Source organism: Amycolatopsis sp. A1MSW2902, assembly GCF_017312175.1.
In the GTDB taxonomy this organism is placed as follows: Bacteria; Actinomycetota; Actinomycetes; order Mycobacteriales; family Pseudonocardiaceae; genus Amycolatopsis; species Amycolatopsis nivea.
Genome location: NZ_QJPO01000003.1, coordinates 233,945 through 250,548, shown reverse-complemented (window position 1 = coordinate 250,548; position 16,604 = coordinate 233,945). Strand labels below are relative to the sequence as shown.

General features: G+C 70.7%; 10 protein-coding genes. 5 read left to right on the top strand and 5 right to left on the bottom strand.

Annotated features, from left to right (window positions below; genetic code table 11):
- Entirely contained in the window at positions 1 to 3,459 is a 3,459-nt protein-coding gene (locus DMP23_RS44280) for an ABC transporter ATP-binding protein (RefSeq protein WP_337824777.1), read from the bottom strand.
- Positions 3,459 to 5,480 carry a hypothetical protein gene (locus tag DMP23_RS44275; RefSeq protein ID WP_337824776.1) on the bottom strand — a complete coding sequence of 674 codons (2,022 nt, stop codon included), beginning with the start codon at positions 5,478 to 5,480 and terminating at the stop codon, positions 3,459 to 3,461. Before DMP23_RS44275 ends, DMP23_RS44280 begins: the two co-directional genes overlap by 1 nt.
- A gap of 607 nt (positions 5,481 to 6,087) precedes the next feature.
- Between DMP23_RS44275 and DMP23_RS44270 the strand changes: the two genes are divergently transcribed.
- Positions 6,088 to 6,840 (top strand): AfsR/SARP family transcriptional regulator, encoded by a 753-nt coding sequence (locus DMP23_RS44270; protein WP_063697480.1) that lies wholly within the window; start codon positions 6,088 to 6,090, stop codon positions 6,838 to 6,840.
- Positions 6,841 to 6,845: 5 nt separating this feature from the next.
- Here the strand turns inward: DMP23_RS44270 and ispG are convergent, their stop codons facing one another.
- Both ispG and DMP23_RS44260 read right to left on the bottom strand, forming a co-directional pair.
- On the bottom strand, positions 6,846 to 7,970 hold the full coding sequence (ispG, locus tag DMP23_RS44265) for a flavodoxin-dependent (E)-4-hydroxy-3-methylbut-2-enyl-diphosphate synthase (RefSeq protein WP_337825127.1): 1,125 nt from the start codon (positions 7,968 to 7,970) through the stop codon (positions 6,846 to 6,848).
- Positions 7,971 to 7,984: 14 nt separating this feature from the next.
- The gene (locus DMP23_RS44260; protein WP_337824775.1) at positions 7,985 to 9,745 is read right to left on the bottom strand and encodes a 1-deoxy-D-xylulose-5-phosphate synthase; all 1,761 of its coding nucleotides are present in this window, start codon (positions 9,743 to 9,745) and stop codon (positions 7,985 to 7,987) included.
- 217 nt (positions 9,746 to 9,962) lie between these two features.
- On the opposite strand from DMP23_RS44260, the gene DMP23_RS44255 reads away from it, so the two are divergent.
- The 4 genes from DMP23_RS44255 (at position 9,963) to DMP23_RS44240 (ending at position 15,875) form a co-directional block, all read left to right on the top strand.
- Positions 9,963 to 11,000 (top strand): polyprenyl synthetase family protein, encoded by a 1,038-nt coding sequence (locus DMP23_RS44255; protein WP_134665970.1) that lies wholly within the window; start codon positions 9,963 to 9,965, stop codon positions 10,998 to 11,000.
- Complete coding sequence (locus tag DMP23_RS44250) at positions 10,991 to 13,462, top strand: UbiA family prenyltransferase (RefSeq protein ID WP_337824774.1); 2,472 nt, start codon at positions 10,991 to 10,993, stop codon at positions 13,460 to 13,462. Before DMP23_RS44255 ends, DMP23_RS44250 begins: the two co-directional genes overlap by 10 nt.
- A 147-nt stretch (positions 13,463 to 13,609) precedes the next feature.
- Complete coding sequence (locus DMP23_RS44245; RefSeq protein ID WP_443111328.1) at positions 13,610 to 14,770, top strand: IS30 family transposase; 1,161 nt, start codon at positions 13,610 to 13,612, stop codon at positions 14,768 to 14,770.
- Between the two features lie 262 nt (positions 14,771 to 15,032).
- On the top strand, positions 15,033 to 15,875 hold the full coding sequence (locus DMP23_RS44240) for a transposase family protein (protein WP_337824773.1): 843 nt from the start codon (positions 15,033 to 15,035) through the stop codon (positions 15,873 to 15,875).
- Between the two features lie 75 nt (positions 15,876 to 15,950).
- On the opposite strand, the gene DMP23_RS44235 is transcribed toward DMP23_RS44240, so the two are convergent.
- Positions 15,951 to 16,502 carry a hypothetical protein gene (locus DMP23_RS44235; protein WP_037814517.1) on the bottom strand — a complete coding sequence of 184 codons (552 nt, stop codon included), beginning with the start codon at positions 16,500 to 16,502 and terminating at the stop codon, positions 15,951 to 15,953.
- Between the last annotated feature and the right edge of the window lie 102 nt (positions 16,503 to 16,604).

The following is a 16,604-nucleotide window of genomic DNA, read 5'->3' as shown; positions in this document are numbered from 1 at the left end:
TCAGCCCGTGGTTTCGAGGGAACCCCACAGTTTCGTGTAGTGGCCCTGTGCCGCCACAAGCTCGGCATGGGTGCCGAGTTCGGCGAGCCGTCCGTCCTCCAGCACCGCGATGCGGTCGGCATGTGCGGCGGTGGACAGCCGGTGCGCGACGAGTATCACCGTGCGTCCGGCGCACGCGGCGGCAGTCGCCGCTTGGCATCGTGCCTCGGTGCGCGGGTCGAGGTTCGCAGTGGCTTCGTCCAGGACAAGGATCGTGGGTGCCAGAAGCCGGGCCCTCGCGAGCGAGACGAGCTGGCGTTGGCCTGCCGACAGCGCGGAGCCGCCGACGCCGACCGTAGTGGCGTAGCCGTCCGACAGGGCTTCGAACACTTCATGCGCGCCCACCGCGCGGGCGGCGGCGATGGCGTCGCGCGGGCTGGCATCTGGGCAGCCGTAACGGATGTTGTCGAGCACGCTGCGCCCGAACAGGTACGGCTCCTGCGGCACGAAGCCGATCTGCCTGCGTAGCAAGCGTAAGTCGTAGCTGCGGAGGTCGACGCCGTCCACCAGAACCTGCCCCTGGCACGGATCGTGGAACCGGAGTAGCAGCTTCAGCAGCGTGGACTTGCCCGCGCCGCTGGCTCCGACCACGGCCAGCGTGCTGCCCGCCGGCACGTCGAGCGAAATGTCGGACAGGGCGTCGCGCGGTGCACCGGGGTAGCGCATGCGTACCTGGTTGAACCGCACTGAGCCTCGGGGCTGGGACGGGGCGATTGGTTGTCGCGGCGACGGTACGGCCGGTTCGGTGCGGAGGAAGGCGCGAAGGCGTCGTACGGCGACAGCGGCCTGTGCGTAGCCGTCGTAGGCCTGGGCGAACTGTTGCACGGGCGCGAAAAGCGAGTCGAGGTACAGCACGAAGGCGACTAGTACGCCTGCGGTGAGCGTGCCGTCTTCGATGCGCGCTGCTCCGGCCGCAAGCACTACTGCGGCGGTCACGGTGCCTACCAGCTCGACGAACGGGAAGTACAGCGCGGTCCACAGATGCGTGCGTACGCGGGCGTCGCGGTACCGGCGGTCGTGCGCGCCCAGTTCGGCGACGCTGTCTGCGCGGCGGCCGTGAAGCTGCACGACGGTGAGCCTGCTGATCGTTTCGTGGAGCGCGGTGGTGAAGGCGGCCAGGCTCTCTCGTGCGAGGGCGTAAAGCGGGGTGGAACGGCGGCGGAACCACATCGTGGCCAGCACTACCAACGGAACTCCCGCCAGCGCGAGCAGCAGCAGGTCACCGTCCATCAAGGACAGTGCGGTGATCGCGCCGATCGTGGTGACCGCGCTGACCAACGCTCCGGGCAGGTCGTTGCGCAGGAAATGGGACAGTGCCTCGATGTCGGCGGTGAGCAGGGTGATCAACCGGCCGCGGTCCCGTTCCGCGGGGCCGAGCGCCAGTGCGTGCTGCGCGGTGCGCCTGCGCAAGCCGAACAGCACCCGCTCGCAGGTACGGCCGGTCACCACGGTTTCGCCCGCGGTGCTCAGCGCGTTGAGCGCGACCAAACCCGCACCGGCTGCGACCCATGCCAGCAGTACGCCGAGCTGCCCGGCGTTCACGCCCGAATCAACGCCGCGGCCCATAGCCAGCGGCAGCAGCACATCGGTGGCCGTGCCGGCGGCGAGCAGAGACAAACCGGCGAGGAATCCCTTGCGGTGCGCGCGAAACAGTCCGTGCTGGCGAGGCGGGACCGTGACGGGTGCCGCCAGCACTGGCGAGAAGGCAGGTTTCGGCGGCGGTGACGCGGGCTCCGCGTCGCCGAGGAGGGCCCGGTAGGCGGGGGAGCGGGCTTGCAGTTCCTCGTGGGTCCCGACGTCCGCCACGCGGCCGGATTCCAGCAGCACCACCCGATCGGCGGTACGGAGGAGATTCGGGCGGCTGGTCGCCACGACCCGCGTGGTGGCCAGGCCGCGCAGGTGACGGTGGATGGCGCGCTCGGTCACCGCGTCCACTGCGGTCGTCGGGTCGTCGAGCAACAGCAGCTTCGGGTCCGGGAGCAACGCCCGGGCGAGCGCGATGCGTTGTCTCTGCCCACCGGACAACTCGGCGTCGCTGATCCTGGTCTGGTAGCCGTCTGGGCTTGCCATGATGAAGTCGTGCACCCCGGCCGCGCGAGCAGCCGCGACGATTCGTGCATGGTCGGCGTCGGGCGCGCCGTATGCGATGTTCGCCTGGAAGGAGCCGGGCATTAGCTGTGGTTCTTCGGTGAGCACACCAACCGCGCGATGCAACGCTTCGCCGTTCAGCGCGCGGACGTTCACACCGCCGACGCGTACGCAGCCAGCGGTCGCGTCGTAGCGGCGACACAACAGCCGTAGCAAGGTGGACTTCCCGGAACCCGATGCCCCAGCTACGGCTACGTACTCGCCCGGTGCGATCGTGAGCGACACATCGCGGAGCACCGGCTCGTCGTGGTAGCCGAAATGCACGTCACGCAATTCGACTCCGAGCGCGGCTGGAGGCAGCTCGCGCGAGCCGTCCTGCAGTGCTGGCTGGGTGTCGATCAGCGCGAAGCAGCGCTCCAGCCCGGCGCGCGCTTCCTGTGCGTACCCGACCAAACCGGCCAGTGCGCGCACGGGGCCGACCAACTGCGCCAAGTAGCTCACGAAGGCGACGAAGGTGCCGAGGCTGATGTCGTGCCGCAACGCGAGCCAACCGCCGATGCCCAGCACACCGACCTGCCCGGCCAGCGGCACGGCACTCATCAACGGCAGGACCGCGGCGGAGACCCGAGCGGTGCGGATCCGAGCGGTGCGCACCGCGGCGGCGTCCCGTTCGATGGCGGCCAGTTCGTGCTCCTGGCGGCCGAACGCGGTCACCACGTGCAGTCCGTCCAGCACCTCGGACACCCGGCCGGTGAGCTCCGCCGACCGTTGCTGCGCGGCCAGTCCCGCCGGGAAGATCCGGCTGCGGGCCAGGTGCACGGCCAGCACCAGCAGCGGGCACACCGCGAGCACCAGCCCGGTCAGCACCGGGGAAAGCAGCACCATCGCGGCCGCCGACGCCGCCAGCAGCGCGAGGTTGCCGACCGCGGCCGGCAGCGGATCGAGCAGACCCTGTGCATAGCAGACGTCACCGGTCGCGCGGCCGAGCAATTGTCCGGCACCGAACCCGGTGCGTTGGCTCTCGTCGAGCCGATGCACCGCGGCCACCACGTCGGCCCGCAATTCGCGTTGCACGTCCAGGGCCGTCCGGCCGCCCCAGTACTGCCGGACAGCGGTGGCCGCGAACCGGCCGAATGCGAAAGCCAGCAATACCACCAGATACGGCGCGATCGGGTCAGTGTGCGTGACGACAGTGCGGTCGATCAGCCGTTGCTGCACCAGCGGCAGCGCCGCGGCGAATCCGGTGGCGGCCAACGCAGCCAGTGCCGCCAGCGCGGTGGCGCCGCGATGCCTGCGCAGGTAGCGCGCCAGCCTGCGCAACGGTGGTGCCATCACACCACGCCGGTGGGCGCGGCCAGCGCCGCCGCCCTCGGCTGCCCGGCCGGGGCCGGGTGCAGGACGTCGCGCGCCATGGCCAGCCACCGCACCGCGAACGCGTCGTGCACGAATCCCGCGCCCAGCAACAGGTCCACGTGCGTGTCGTGGGCGACGACGGTGGCCGGGAACCCGTGCCCGGCGGCGGTCGGCTCGTCGGCGACCACCTCGGCCTGCCCGGGATCGAACGCGAGCCAGCACTGGCTCGCCCCGCTTTTCCAGCCGCGCCAGAGTTCCCTGCCGACCGCGCTGACCGCTTCCTTGCCGCCGAGCAGGGCTTCCAGGTAGTCGGGCACGATCAGATTCTCGATCCGCCGCCCCGGCGTCGCGGTGTGGATGCAGGCCAGCAGGGCCGGGACGCCGTGCCGGAGCGCGTACCGGCGCACCTCGGTGGCGGAGCCGTCTACCGGGCGGAGGTCGACCGCCACCGCGGAAGCGTCCTGTGCGGACACCCACGGGAGCCAGGCGCGGTGCGCGGTCTCGCGGTCGGCCAGCGCGCCGGGATGCGCGGCGGGCACCTCCATGTAGCGGTGCAGTTCCTCCTGGAAATTCCAGTGGTCGGCCGGATTTCCGACGATCAGCGCCGGACCGTCCTCGCCGGAACCGCGCGGGCGGCGGTGCGCGAGCAGGGTCACCCGCGCGCCCTCCCGTGGGGAAACCAGGCACCACACGTCGTCGCTCACCAGGATGAGCTCGCCGTCACCGTCGCGGTCGATGTCGTGCAGACCGGCGGACGGCGCGTAACGGCCGCCTGCCGCCCAGCGCGCCGCGGACAGCAGCGGCCGGGCCAGGCGCGCGTGCGAGGCGGTGGCGCGCACCCACGGGGCCAGCGCCCGGCCCCGGCCGTCCTCCGCGCAGTCGTGCCAGCCCAGTTCGTGCTGGCCCAGCAGGAGCATCCGCTCGGCGACCGCCTGCAGCCGCGGTTCGACGGCACTGCCCGCTTCCCGCAGTTCGGCTTCGACTGAGTCCAGCAATTCCCCGTAAGACCACCATTCCTGGGTGTCGGTCCAGCCGCGGTACGACGGCCCGGCGGACCAGTCGACCTCCAGTTCGTAGTAGGTCCCCGCCGGCACCTCGGCGGGTGCGGGCTGAGGGCGTCCGTCCAGCCACGAATCCAGGCTGACCGGTTCGGCCGCCCCGGATTCGGCCAGGAACCGCAGCAGCCGCTCGTACCGTTCCAGCGCGGGTTCCCAGCCGCCGACGCCTGCCGCGCGCTCCATGTCGTCGGCGTACACGAGGATTTCCTCGCCGGTCTGGCGCTGCCCGACGTCGGCGAGGAACGCCTCCAGGAAGGTCAAATGCGCGTCCGTCCGGGGCGGGAACAGGTACCGCAGGTAGGAACAGATCGGGAGCACGGTCAGGTCGCCGGTCACCGCGCGCGGGCGCAGCAGGCGCAGATCGGCGAGCCCGGGCCGGAACGGCGGAGGCTGCTCGGAGTCCCAGTGGAACGGTCCGTGCAGGTCCGCGTGCGCGCGGGAGTCCGCGGGGTAGCCGTCCTCGGGGACCGGCTTCGCGAGCAGCCGGTCGTCCACCAGGACCCGGCGGATGCCCGCCTCGGCGAGCACCCCGGCCAGCTCCGGCGCCCACACCCGCTCCGGCAGCCACGCGGTCGGCGGCTGGCCGCCGGGCACGCCGAAATGCCGCCGGTGCAGGTCCGCGGCGGCGGCCAGCTGGCGGCGGTTCGACCACTCCGAGCACGCGGGCATGATCGGCTCGGAGTAGGTGCCGCCGAGCAGCGAGACGGTGCCGTCGGCGATCCGGTCGCGGACCAGGCCGACGAAATCCGGACGGTGCCAGAGCGCGGCTTCGAGCAGCGTGCCGGACAGGTGCAGGCCGGTCGGGATCCGGTAGCGGCGGTGCAGGTCGAGCACCTCGGCGTAGCCGTCGCAGATCCGCCCGATGCCGTCCCGGTTGTCGTAGCCGTCGGTGATGTTCAGCTGGTTCGCGTGGTGCACGAAGGCGAGTGGCGCGCCCGACATGACAATCCTCCCGGCTCCGGTGGCTCTTCCGCGGGACCCCGCGACGACCGCTGCCGCCGACGGTAGGAGCGCGGCCCGGCGGGCGTCGTCCACCGCTGGTTGGGTTCGCGGGTGGGTTGGCCGGTTCCACCCGTGGGTGCAACGCCCTGGGTCAACGGAGGCTCAACGGCCGCCCAACCGGGACCCGCGGCGGACGGGCGCGGGGAAAAATCCCCTCGGCGGGCGGGGCGGCGGAGACCGGCGCCGGACGAAAGGTAAATACAGATTAAATGTCGATATCCATATTTTGCCCGACCCTGACTTTCGCGGGGGCCTGCTGGGTTTTTCCTTACTTCCGGAAAGTGCCGTGCAGTCCGCGCGGTTGTGCATTACCCGGTTCGGCCGCGGTGTCGGTGGACAGTGCCGAACCCGGTGTGGCAAGCTGCGCCCAGCGGCACTGGCGGGAGAAAAAGAAATACCGCGCGACGCGGTCCGGGAACTCCGGATACCGGCGGCGCGGACCCCGCGAAGCGCCGTTACTGGGTGCGGTACAAGCGGTACGAACTGGCTGGTGCGGAGAGGGCGGGTCGCCCGGGCCTCTTCGCGCGGTGATTCCTGGGGGAAAGCCGTGGATTTCAAGCTTTTGGGCCCGTTGCGGGTCGAATGCGGGGACGCGGAAGTACGCATGCCGAAGGCGCCGAAGGTGCGGCAGCTGCTCGCGTTGTTGTTGTTCTACCACAACCAGATCGTGAGCACGGACCAGATCGTGGACGAACTGTGGGGCGAGGAGTCGCCGCGCCAGGCCGCGCTGACCGTGCGCACGTATGTCTGCCATATCCGGAAAGCCATGGACGGCCCCGGCGGCGGGCACGGCTTGCGCACGGTCTCCTCCGGCTACCAGCTTTCGCTGGGCAGCGACCAGCTGGACGTCAGCCGGTTTTCCGCGTTTTACCACTCGGGCCGGGCGCATTACGAGGCCGGCGAACATGAAAAGGCCTCGGAAAGTTTCCGGCGCGCGCTGGAGGTATTCCGCGGGCGCGTGCTCGCCGACGTGGAGACCGGGGCGATTCTGCGGCCGTTCAAGGCCCGGCTCGAGGAAGAGCGCACCGCGGCGCAGGCGCTGCGGATCCAGACCGACCTGGCGCTCGGCCGGTACCTGCAGCTGATCGGCGAACTGCGGTCGCTGACCATCAGCCAGCCGCTGAACGAATGGGCGCACGCGAGGCTGATGGAGGCGCTGACGCATTCCGGCCGCCGCAGCGACGCGCTGAACGTGTACCGCACGCTGCGCCGCACGCTCGACCAGGAACTGGGCATCGCGCCCGCGCCGGAGCTGCAGCGGCTGCTGCAACGGATCCTCGCCATCGGTCAGCCCACCTGATCGCCTCAGCCCACCGTCACGGTGGGCGTGCCCGGAGTGTCGACGGTGTCGGCGATGCGCATGGCTTCTTCGATGAGGGTTTCCACGATGGCGTGTTCGGGGACGGTTTTGATGACTTCGCCTTTGACGAAGATCTGGCCTTTGCCGTTGCCGGAGGCGACGCCGAGGTCGGCTTCGCGGGCTTCGCCGGGGCCGTTGACGACGCAGCCCATGACCGCGACGCGCAGCGGGATTTCCATGCCTTCCAGGCCTGCGGTGACCTGGTCGGCGAGGGTGTAGACGTCGACCTGGGCGCGTCCGCAGGAGGGGCAGGACACGATCTCGAGTTTGCGGGGCCGCAGGTTGAGCGACTGCAGGATCTGGGTGCCGACCTTGACCTCTTCGACCGGCGGGGCGGAGAGGGAGACCCGGATGGTGTCGCCGATGCCCTGGCGCAGCAGCGCGCCGAACGCGACGGCGGATTTGATGGTGCCCTGGAACGCGGGCCCGGCCTCGGTGACGCCGAGGTGCAGCGGGTAGTCGCACTGTTCGGCGAGGATTTCGTAGGCGCGGACCATCACGACGGGGTCGTTGTGCTTGACCGAGATCTTGATGTCGTGGAAGTCGTGCTCGGCGAACAGCGAGGCTTCCCACATCGCCGATTCGGCGAGGGCTTCCGGGGTGGCCTTGCCGTATTTCTCGAGCAGCCGCTTGTCCAGCGAGCCGGCGTTGACGCCGATCCGGATCGGCGTGCCATGATCGGACGCGATTGCAGCAATCTCCTTGACCTGGTCGTCGAACTTGCGGATGTTGCCCGGGTTCACCCGCACCGCGGCGCAGCCGGCCTCGATCGCGGCGAACACGTATTTGGGCTGGAAGTGGATGTCGGCGATCACCGGGATCTGCGATTTCTTCGCGATCGCGGGCAGCGCCTCGGCGTCGTCGGCCGACGGGCACGCGACGCGCACGATGTCGCAGCCCGCCGCGGTCAGCTCGGCGATCTGCTGCAGGGTGGCGTTGACGTCGGAGGTCAGCGTCGTGGTCATCGACTGCACCGAGATCGGGTGGTCGCTGCCGACCCCCACCGACCCCACCATCAGCTGGCGGGTCTTGCGACGCTCGGCGAGAACAGGAGCAGGCAAACCCGGCATGCCCAACGCGACGGTCACTCGGACAGTCCTTTCTCGACAGTGCGGCGGGACGCCTCGGCAATGGCATCCGCGGTGAGTCCCAGCGCGGTCAGCAGCCGCGCCCGTTTGGCAGGTTCGAGGAACTGCTGGGGAATCCCCAGCCCGGTCACCGGAACAGCCGAACCGGCGTCCTGAAGCGCTTGTGCCAGCAGGGTTCCCGGCCCGCCGGCGCGTCCGCAGTCCGCGGCCACCACGACCGCGCGGTGCGCCCGCGCCAGCGCGACCAGCGCGTCGGGCACCGGCTGGATCCAGCGCGGATCCGCCACGGTCGCGCCGATGCCCATCTCGGCCAGCCGCGTCCCGGCCGCCACCGCGGGCCCGGCGAGCGGGCCGATGCCGACCACCAGCACGTCCTCCCGGACACCGCGGCTGAGCACGTCGACCGGCCCGTGCCGTTCGATCGCCTCGATGTCCGGACCCACCGCGCCCTTCGGGAACCGCACGACGGTCGGCGCGTCCGCCACCTCGATCGCCTCCCGCAGTTGGGTGCGCAGCTGCGCGGCGTCCCGGGGAGCGGCCACCCGGAGACCGGGAACCGCTTGCAGCAGCGAGAGATCCCACATGCCGTTGTGGCTCGGCCCGTCGTCGCCGGTCAGCCCCGCGCGGTCCAGCACGAAAGTCACGCCGGCGCCGTGCAGGGCGACGTCCATCAGCACCTGGTCGAAACAGCGGTTCAGGAACGTGGCATACACCGCCACTACGGGATGCAGGCCGCCGTAAGCCAGCCCGGCCGCGGCCGCCGCCGCGTGCTGCTCCGCGATCCCGACGTCGAAGCACCGGCCGGGGTACTGCTCGGCGAAGGGAGCGAGCCCGGTCGGGCCCCGCATGGCCGCGGTGATGGCGACGACGTCCTCGCGTTCGTTGCCCACCTTGATCATTTCGTCGCTGAACACCGAGGTCCACGACGGCGGCCCGGCGGGGGCCGTCCCGGTTCCGGGGTCGAACGGGCCGATCGCGTGGTGCCGGTCGACCGGGTCCTTTTCGGACGGTGCGTACCCGGCGCCCTTGCGGGTCACGCAATGCACCACCGCCGGCCGGTTCCGGGCGCGGGCGTCCCGCAGCGCGGTTTCCAGCGCGGCGATGTCGTGCCCGTCCACCGGGCCGAGATAATCCATGCCCAGGGCGGAGAAAACGCCGCCGTCGCCGGGATCGCGCCGCAGCGCCGCGAGATGACGGCCGAGTCCGCCGACGGTCGGGTCGTACGCGCGGCCGTTGTCGTTCAGCACCACCACGACCGGCCGCTGGGCGCCGGCGATGTTGTTGAGCGCTTCCCAGGCCATGCCTCCGGTCAGCGCGCCGTCGCCGACCACGGCGACCACCGCGCGTTCGGGGATTTGCCGCACCTCGTAGGCCCTGGCGAGCCCGTCCGCCCAGGAAAGCGCGGCGGACGCGTGGGAATTCTCGAGGACGTCGTGGCCGGATTCGCGGCGGCTCGGATAGCCGGACAGCCCGCCCTCGCCCCGCAGCCCGGCGAACCCGTCCTGGCGGCCGGTGAGGATTTTGTGCACGTAGCACTGGTGCCCGACGTCCCACAGCAGCGTGTCGCACGGCGAATCGAAAACCCGGTGCAGGGCGAGGGTGAGCTCGACGACCCCGAGATTGGGCCCGAGGTGCCCGCCGGTCCGGGCGACCGCGGAGACCAGGAACCCGCGGATTTCTTCGGCGAGCGCGCCGAGTTCCGTTCCGGACAGCCCGTCGAGATCGCGCGGTCCCCGAATTCTCTCCAGCAAAGCCATGCGTCGTCCTCCTCGAGACGACCGGCAACGTACGGCGCCTTCCGGGCGGGCGACAACGCGCCGGAGAGCGCCGCTCAACGTTTCCGCAACACCGTTCCGGCCGCGCTGTTGAAGCCTTGTTGACCCCGTATTGAGGACGGGCCGGAGGCCTTGTCCGCGGGCGCGCGGGCTCCCTACCGTCGGCAGGCACGGGGGAAATCGTCGGAATGGGACGGTCATGGAAAGCACATACAGCACCGGGAAACGGGATTTCGGCACGGCCATCCTGGACCGTTCCGACCGCATCGATCACCTGGTTTCGCTGGTCGGCAAACACCTCGAGAACAGCTGGGACGCCGAGGGCGCGCATCTCGCCCGGATCTGCCACTACGCGTTGGTGCCCGGCGGGAAACTGTTCCGGCCGCTGCTGCTGCTCGAATCGGCGGGCGCGGTCGGCGCGGACGTCGAACAGGTGGTGCCCGCGGCGGCCGGCGCGGAGGCGGGTCACGTGGCGAGCCTGATCCACGACGACATCATCGACGGCGACGCGATGCGCCGCGGCCGCCCGTCGGTGCACGCCGCCTACGGCCGCGACGACGCGATCGTGGCCGGGGACGCGCTGATCTTCTATTTGTTCGCCGCGCTCGGCGAATGCGGCGAACGCGGGGTGCCGGACGAACGCGTCGCGCGCGCGATGACCGCGGTGGCCGCGGCCGGGATCGACCTGTGCCGCGGGCAGAGCATGGAAGCCGAACTGTGCGAGGGCTACGTCTGCGACGTACCGTCCTATTTGGAAATGATCCGGCTGAAGACCTCGGCGTTGTTCCGCGCGGCCTGCGCCAGCGGCGCGATCCTCGGCGGCGGACCGCCGGAATGGTGCACCGCGCTCGCCAGCTACGGCGAACTCCTCGGCTCGGCCTTCCAGATCCACGACGACCTGCTCGCCTACACGAGCGACGGCGACGCCATGGGCAAAGCCGTCACCAGCGACATCGCCAACCAGCGGCTGACCCTGCCGTTCCTGCTCGCGCGCGAACTCGGCGGCGAGGCGGTGTCCGCGGAACTCGACCGCCAGCTGCGCGGCACCGGCGACCCTGCCGCGCGCCTGGCCGCGGTTTCCGCACTGGTGCGCGAAGCGGGCGGGGTCGACGCGGCTGCCGACGCCGCCCGCGGATATGCCGTGCGCGCAACCGAAGTCCTCGAGGTGCTGCCCAGCACGCCGAGCAAGGAGACGCTGTCCTACTTCGCACAGGCGACTGTGAACCGATGCGGCTGAAAGAGATCCTCTTCGCGCACGTCGAAACGTGGCGGCCGTACACCGCTTGTTACGTCGGCCTCGTGGGATTGGCCGGTGCCGCACTGGCTGATCCGGCCGCGTCGCCGCTGCGGTTGCTGTGCGCCTGGGCGGTGCCGACGATCGGCTGGCTGGCCGGGCTGTACGGCGGCGACTACTTCGACCGGAACCTGGACGCCACCGCGAAACCGCATCGGCCCATCCCGTCCGGCCGGATGCGCCCCGGCACCGCGCTGGGCATGCTGATCGGGCTCACCGCGGCCGGCGGGATCATCGGGCTCGCGGTGAACTGGCGGACGATCGGCCTCGTCCTGGTCGCCTTGCTGCTCGGCATCGCGTACAGCAGTTTCTTCAAAGGCCGCGGATTGGCCGGAAGCGCGGTGCGCGGCCTCATTTCGGCGTTCGCCTGCCTGTTCGGGGCGATGACCGTAGCCGACCTCCCTCCGGCTACGGTCATCCCTCTGGCGGCTGCGTTCTGGTTGCACGACACGGGATCCAACCTGGTCGGTGCCCTGCGCGACGTGGACGGCGACCGCGAAGGCGGCTACGCGACGCTGCCGGTCCGCCGCGGGCTGACCGTCGGCGTCCGGGTGGCCACTGGCACGATCCTGGTCGCTTATCTGTGCGCGGTCGCGCAGTTCGTGGTCTCGTCCGCGACTGTCGCCGCACTCGTCGTGTTCGCCTTGTCCACCGCAGCCGCGGTGGCCGCCCTCGCTCCATTGTGGACTCAGGAAGTGACCCGCCTGCGGGCTTATCGGGCGCATACCGTGCTGGTGCTCGAACGGGTCCTGCTGGCAGGCGCGTTCGTGACGCTGGGCTGCGGTCTCGCGGTCGGTGTCCCGATCACCGCGGTCGCGCTGGGTTGTGCGTGGGGGAGTCAGCGGCTCCTGCGTGCCCGGCACGAGCTGGGCAATGATAAGTCCACTGTGGATGCCGAAGCGGTCTTGTCCTTCGTGGACCAACAGTTGGCCGGTCTGGCCGCCCGCGAGACCGGATTGCGGGCACTGAACGGCTGGGCGCGGCTGATCGAGGTGCGACTGTCCGAACCGGACTTGGCGATTGTCTTGTGCACCGCGGACAACGCCGTACGACGGCTCTCCGCCGACGAGCCCGAGCCGGAACTGCCCCGGCTGACGATCACCACCACCGGCGCGGTCTTCGCGGCGATCTTCCTGGACGGAACCAGCAATCCCCGCCGCGCCTACCTGACCCGCGCGTTGCGGATGGACGCGCCCGCTCGCGACATGATGCTGCTCAACCAGCTGTTCAACGAATTCCGCGGACCGCGCGGCCGAGCCACCGCCGTGCCACGCGAACCGCTGCGCACCGGGCAGCTGCCGGAGCGAGTGGTCGTCAGCGACACCACGCTGCGCGACGGCGAGCAGATGCCCGGGGTGGCGTTCCGCCCGGACCAGAAACTGGAACTGGCCCGGCGGCTGGCGGCATTAGGCGTCCCGATGATCGAAGCGGGCTTCCCGGTGGTGTCCGAAGAGGAGAGTGCCGCGATCCGCGCCATCGTGGCCGCCGAGCTGGACACCGTGATCCAGGTGATCGCGCGCCCCGCCGACGCGGACGTGGACGCCGCGCTGCACACCGGCGCGCACAGCGTCGCGGTCTTCATCGGCACGTCCGAATCGCACTTGCGGCACAAACTGCGCATCGACGTGGACGAGCTGAAACGTCGGGTGGACCGTGCGGTGCGCCGGGTCAAGGCGGCCGGGCGGCAGGCGGTATTCGCCGCCGAAGACGCCACCCGCACCGACCCGGACGTCCTCGCCGCGGTGTACGAGGCAGCCGCGGACGCCGGTGCGGATGCGCTAGGCCTCGCGGACACCGCCGGGATCGCGCAGCCGTGGACGATGCGGGAGCTGGTCGAACGGGTCGGCGAGAGCTGCCCGTTGCCGCTGGCCGTGCACTGTCACAACGACCTCGGCCTGGCCACCGCGAACTCGCTGGCGGGTTTGCTCGGCGGTGCGTCCGGAGTGCAGTGTTCGGTGCTGGGCATCGGCGAACGGGCCGGGAACGCCCCGCTGGAACAGGTCGTCATGGCACTGGAAGCCGCGATGGGGCACTCGACCGGCCTCGACCTCCCGCTGCTGGAACCGCTGGCGCGGCACGTCGCCGGGCTCATCGGCGATCGCGTGCCCGCGTACGCTCCCGTCGTCGGCGCGCACGCGTTCGTGCACGAAAGCGGCCTCCACGTGGACGGAATCTCCCGCGATCCCAGCACTTACGAGCCCTACCCGCCGGAACTGGTGGGCAGGCAGCGCCGGATCGTGCTGGGCAAGCACTCCGGCCGCTCGGCCGTGACAGCCGTCGCCGCCGAACGCGGCCTGACGGTCGAACCCGCGGACATCGACGCAGTGCTGACAGAACTCAAACGCGGCGCGGTAGGCACGGACCGGGTAGCCGAACTGCTGACCCGCGCCCGCCCCGTTGCCTGAGGCACCGCAGCCACGCCGCTGATGCGTACGTGAGGGGAACCCTGAGGGAATCTGCTTGGGTTCTAGTGGTGGTTGCAACGCCTGAGTTGGGCAGGGGTTGCAGTGGTCGTGGTCGGGCGTGGTCGGGCTCCGCGGGGCCGGGTGAGGCTGGCGGCGGAACGCCGCCGCTATTTTGATCTTGTGGCGGAGGGCGTGGGCACGGTCGAGGCGTGCCGCAGGGTCGGGGTCGACCGCAGGACCGGGCACTATTGGCGGCACGGGCGGCCGAGCCGGGCGGGCGCGACCGCGCGTCCGGCCGCGCGGCCCGGGCCGGACTCGGGCCGGTTCCTGAGCGCGGGCGAGCGGATCGCGATCGCGGACGGGCTGGCGGCGGGCCGCTCGCGGCGGGCGATCGCGGCCGAGCTGGGCCGCAGCCCGTCCACGATCAGCCGGGAGATCGCCCGCAACGCCCGCCCCTGCGGCGACTACCGGCCCCACGCCGCCCACGACCTCGCCCGGGCACGGCGCCCGCGACCGAAAACAGGCAAGATCGCGGCCTGCCCCGAACTGCGGGACCGGGTGCAGGCGATGCTGACCGACAAATTCAGCCCGGAGCAGATCGCCGCCCGGCTGCGCCGCGACCACCCCGACCGGCCGGAGCTGCACGTGACCCACGAAACGATCTACCAGGCCCTCTACGTCCAAGGCCGCGGCGAACTGCGCCGCGAGCTGGCCCGCGCCCTGCGCACCGGCCGCACCATGCGCAAACCCCGCGCCAGCGGCGAACAACGCCGGCCCCGCTTCGCCGAACCCATGGTCATGATCAGCGACCGGCCCGCCGAAGCCGCCGACCGCGCCGTCCCCGGCCATTGGGAAGGCGACCTGATCATCGGCAAGGACAACGCTTCCGCCATCGCCACCCTCGTCGACCGCTCCACCCGCTACACCCTGCTCGTCGCGCTGCCCGACGGCCGCGGCGCCGACGCCGTCCGCGACGCCCTCGCCGCCGTCGCCGCGACCCTGCCCGCGCACTTGCGACGATCCCTGACCTGGGACCAGGGCAGCGAAATGGGCCGCCACCACGAATTCACCGTCGCCACCGGCATCCCCGTCTACTTCTGCGACCCCCACAGCCCCTGGCAACGCGGCAGCAACGAAAACACCAACGGCCTGCTGCGCCAGTACTTCCCCAAAAGCACCGACCTCTCAGTCCACACCCCCGAACACCTCGCCGCCGTCGCCGCACAACTCAACCGCCGACCCCGCAAAACACTCAACTGGGACACCCCAGCCGAACGCCTCGCTACACTCCTCGCCGAAACCAGTTGAACCACCCGCGTTGCAACAACCCCTCGAATCCACCCAGATTCCGTCAGGGTTCCCCTCACGTACGTTCACCGGGAGCGAGGCCGCTTACCGCATCTGCTGAGAAAACCCCAATGTGGCATTGGGTGCATCTGACGCACCCAATGCCACATTGAGGTTTTCTCAGTAGGGCTGGGTGGGGGTGTGTCGCCGAGGGGCGGGGCGTGGGGCCGCTGGTAGGACTGGATTTGCGAAGATCAAGTCCGAGAGATTCCAGGGGCCCCACGTGATTGCTTATGGTGCCACGCTCGACGTGGCGCGCGAGCTTGCCCTGTTCGTCGCGCGTGTCCTGCACGCCGAACACCGCCGCCGCGGCACCCGCCGCGGCCGGCGGGCGCTGACCGCGTTCGGGCAGGCGGTGCTGGCGCTGCGCTGGTTCCGCGACGCCGTCCCGGTGCACCGCCTCGCCGCCGACCACCGCGTCGGCGTCGCCACCGCCTACCGGTACCTGCACGAAGCAGTCACCGCCCTCGCCAGCGAGGCCCCCGACCTGCACGACGTCCTCGCCCAGCGCCGCGCCGCGGGGGACACGCACGTGATCCTCGACGGCATGTTGATCGGCTGCGACCGGGTCGCCGCGACCACCGTCAAAACCAAAGGCCGCAACCGCGGCGCGACCGTCCACCTCTGGTACTCGGGCAAACACCGCTGTTTCGGCGGGAACATCCAATTCCTCGCCACCGCCGACGGCTACCCGCTCTGGGTCTCCCCGGTCCTGCCCGGCTCCCGCAACGACCTCGCCTCGGCCAGGCACCACGGCATCACCGGCGCCCTCACCGCCGCCGCGGCCCACGGCCTGAAAACCCTCGCCGACAAGGCCTACCACGCAGCCGGCACCGGCATCCTCACCCCGACCAAGAAAACCACCGGCCGACCGCCCCTCACCCCCGACGAACACGCCTTCAACCTGCTCCACACCCGGCTGCGCTGCCTCGGCGAACGCGCCGCCGCAATGTTGAAAACCCGCTGGGCAGCCCTACGACACATCACCCTCTGCCCCCAACGCATCGGCCACATCACCCAAGCAGCCCTCGTCCTCACCCACCACGAACACCACGGACGCTACTGAGAAAACCTCATTGGGGCGCACCGTGCGGTCCCGGACATTCCTTGCCAGGGCGCGACACCCTGACTGTCATCGGAGTCAGCCAGCGTGCCCGACCCGGTCGGAAGCCTTGTCCTTCTTGGCGTTCTTCTTCGGCGACAGGCTCAGGTTGAGCCCCATCCGGCGGGCGCGGGGGAGGACCACCGAGGCCTCGCCGAGGAACGTCAGGCCGAGCAGGATGCCCACCATGTCGGTGCCGCCCGCGATGTCCGCGTGCCAGTGCTGGGCCAGCAGGACCATGCCGACGCGCAGCGGGATCAGCGAAAGCCAGATCGTCACGGTGAGCCAGTTGTACTTCTGGTGCGGGAGGCCGTCCTGCTCGTAGAGCCTGATGGTGGCGCCGCGCCCGAGGCCCTCGCCGTACGCCGCGAGCACGAAGACGCCCAGCAGCTCCCAGTCCAGCGCGGTCGCCTTCGTGACGTCGCCGGCGGCCATGTAGATGCCGACGGCGAAGCAGACCACCGGAAGGACCAGCAGCCGTTTCGTGGACATCGGCGTGCCGCGCAGCCGGCGGATGATCGACCAGACGATGTAGGCGCCGCCGGCCACGAGGGCCACGATGTTCGAGATTTCGTCCAACGTCTTCCACATCGCGCAATCCGTTCCTCGGGGTCGGCCCCACGGTAGGCAGCGCACCCCCGGGCGGGCATCCACCCGGGGGTGCAAAGGAGGGTGGAATCCTGGGGCCGACCG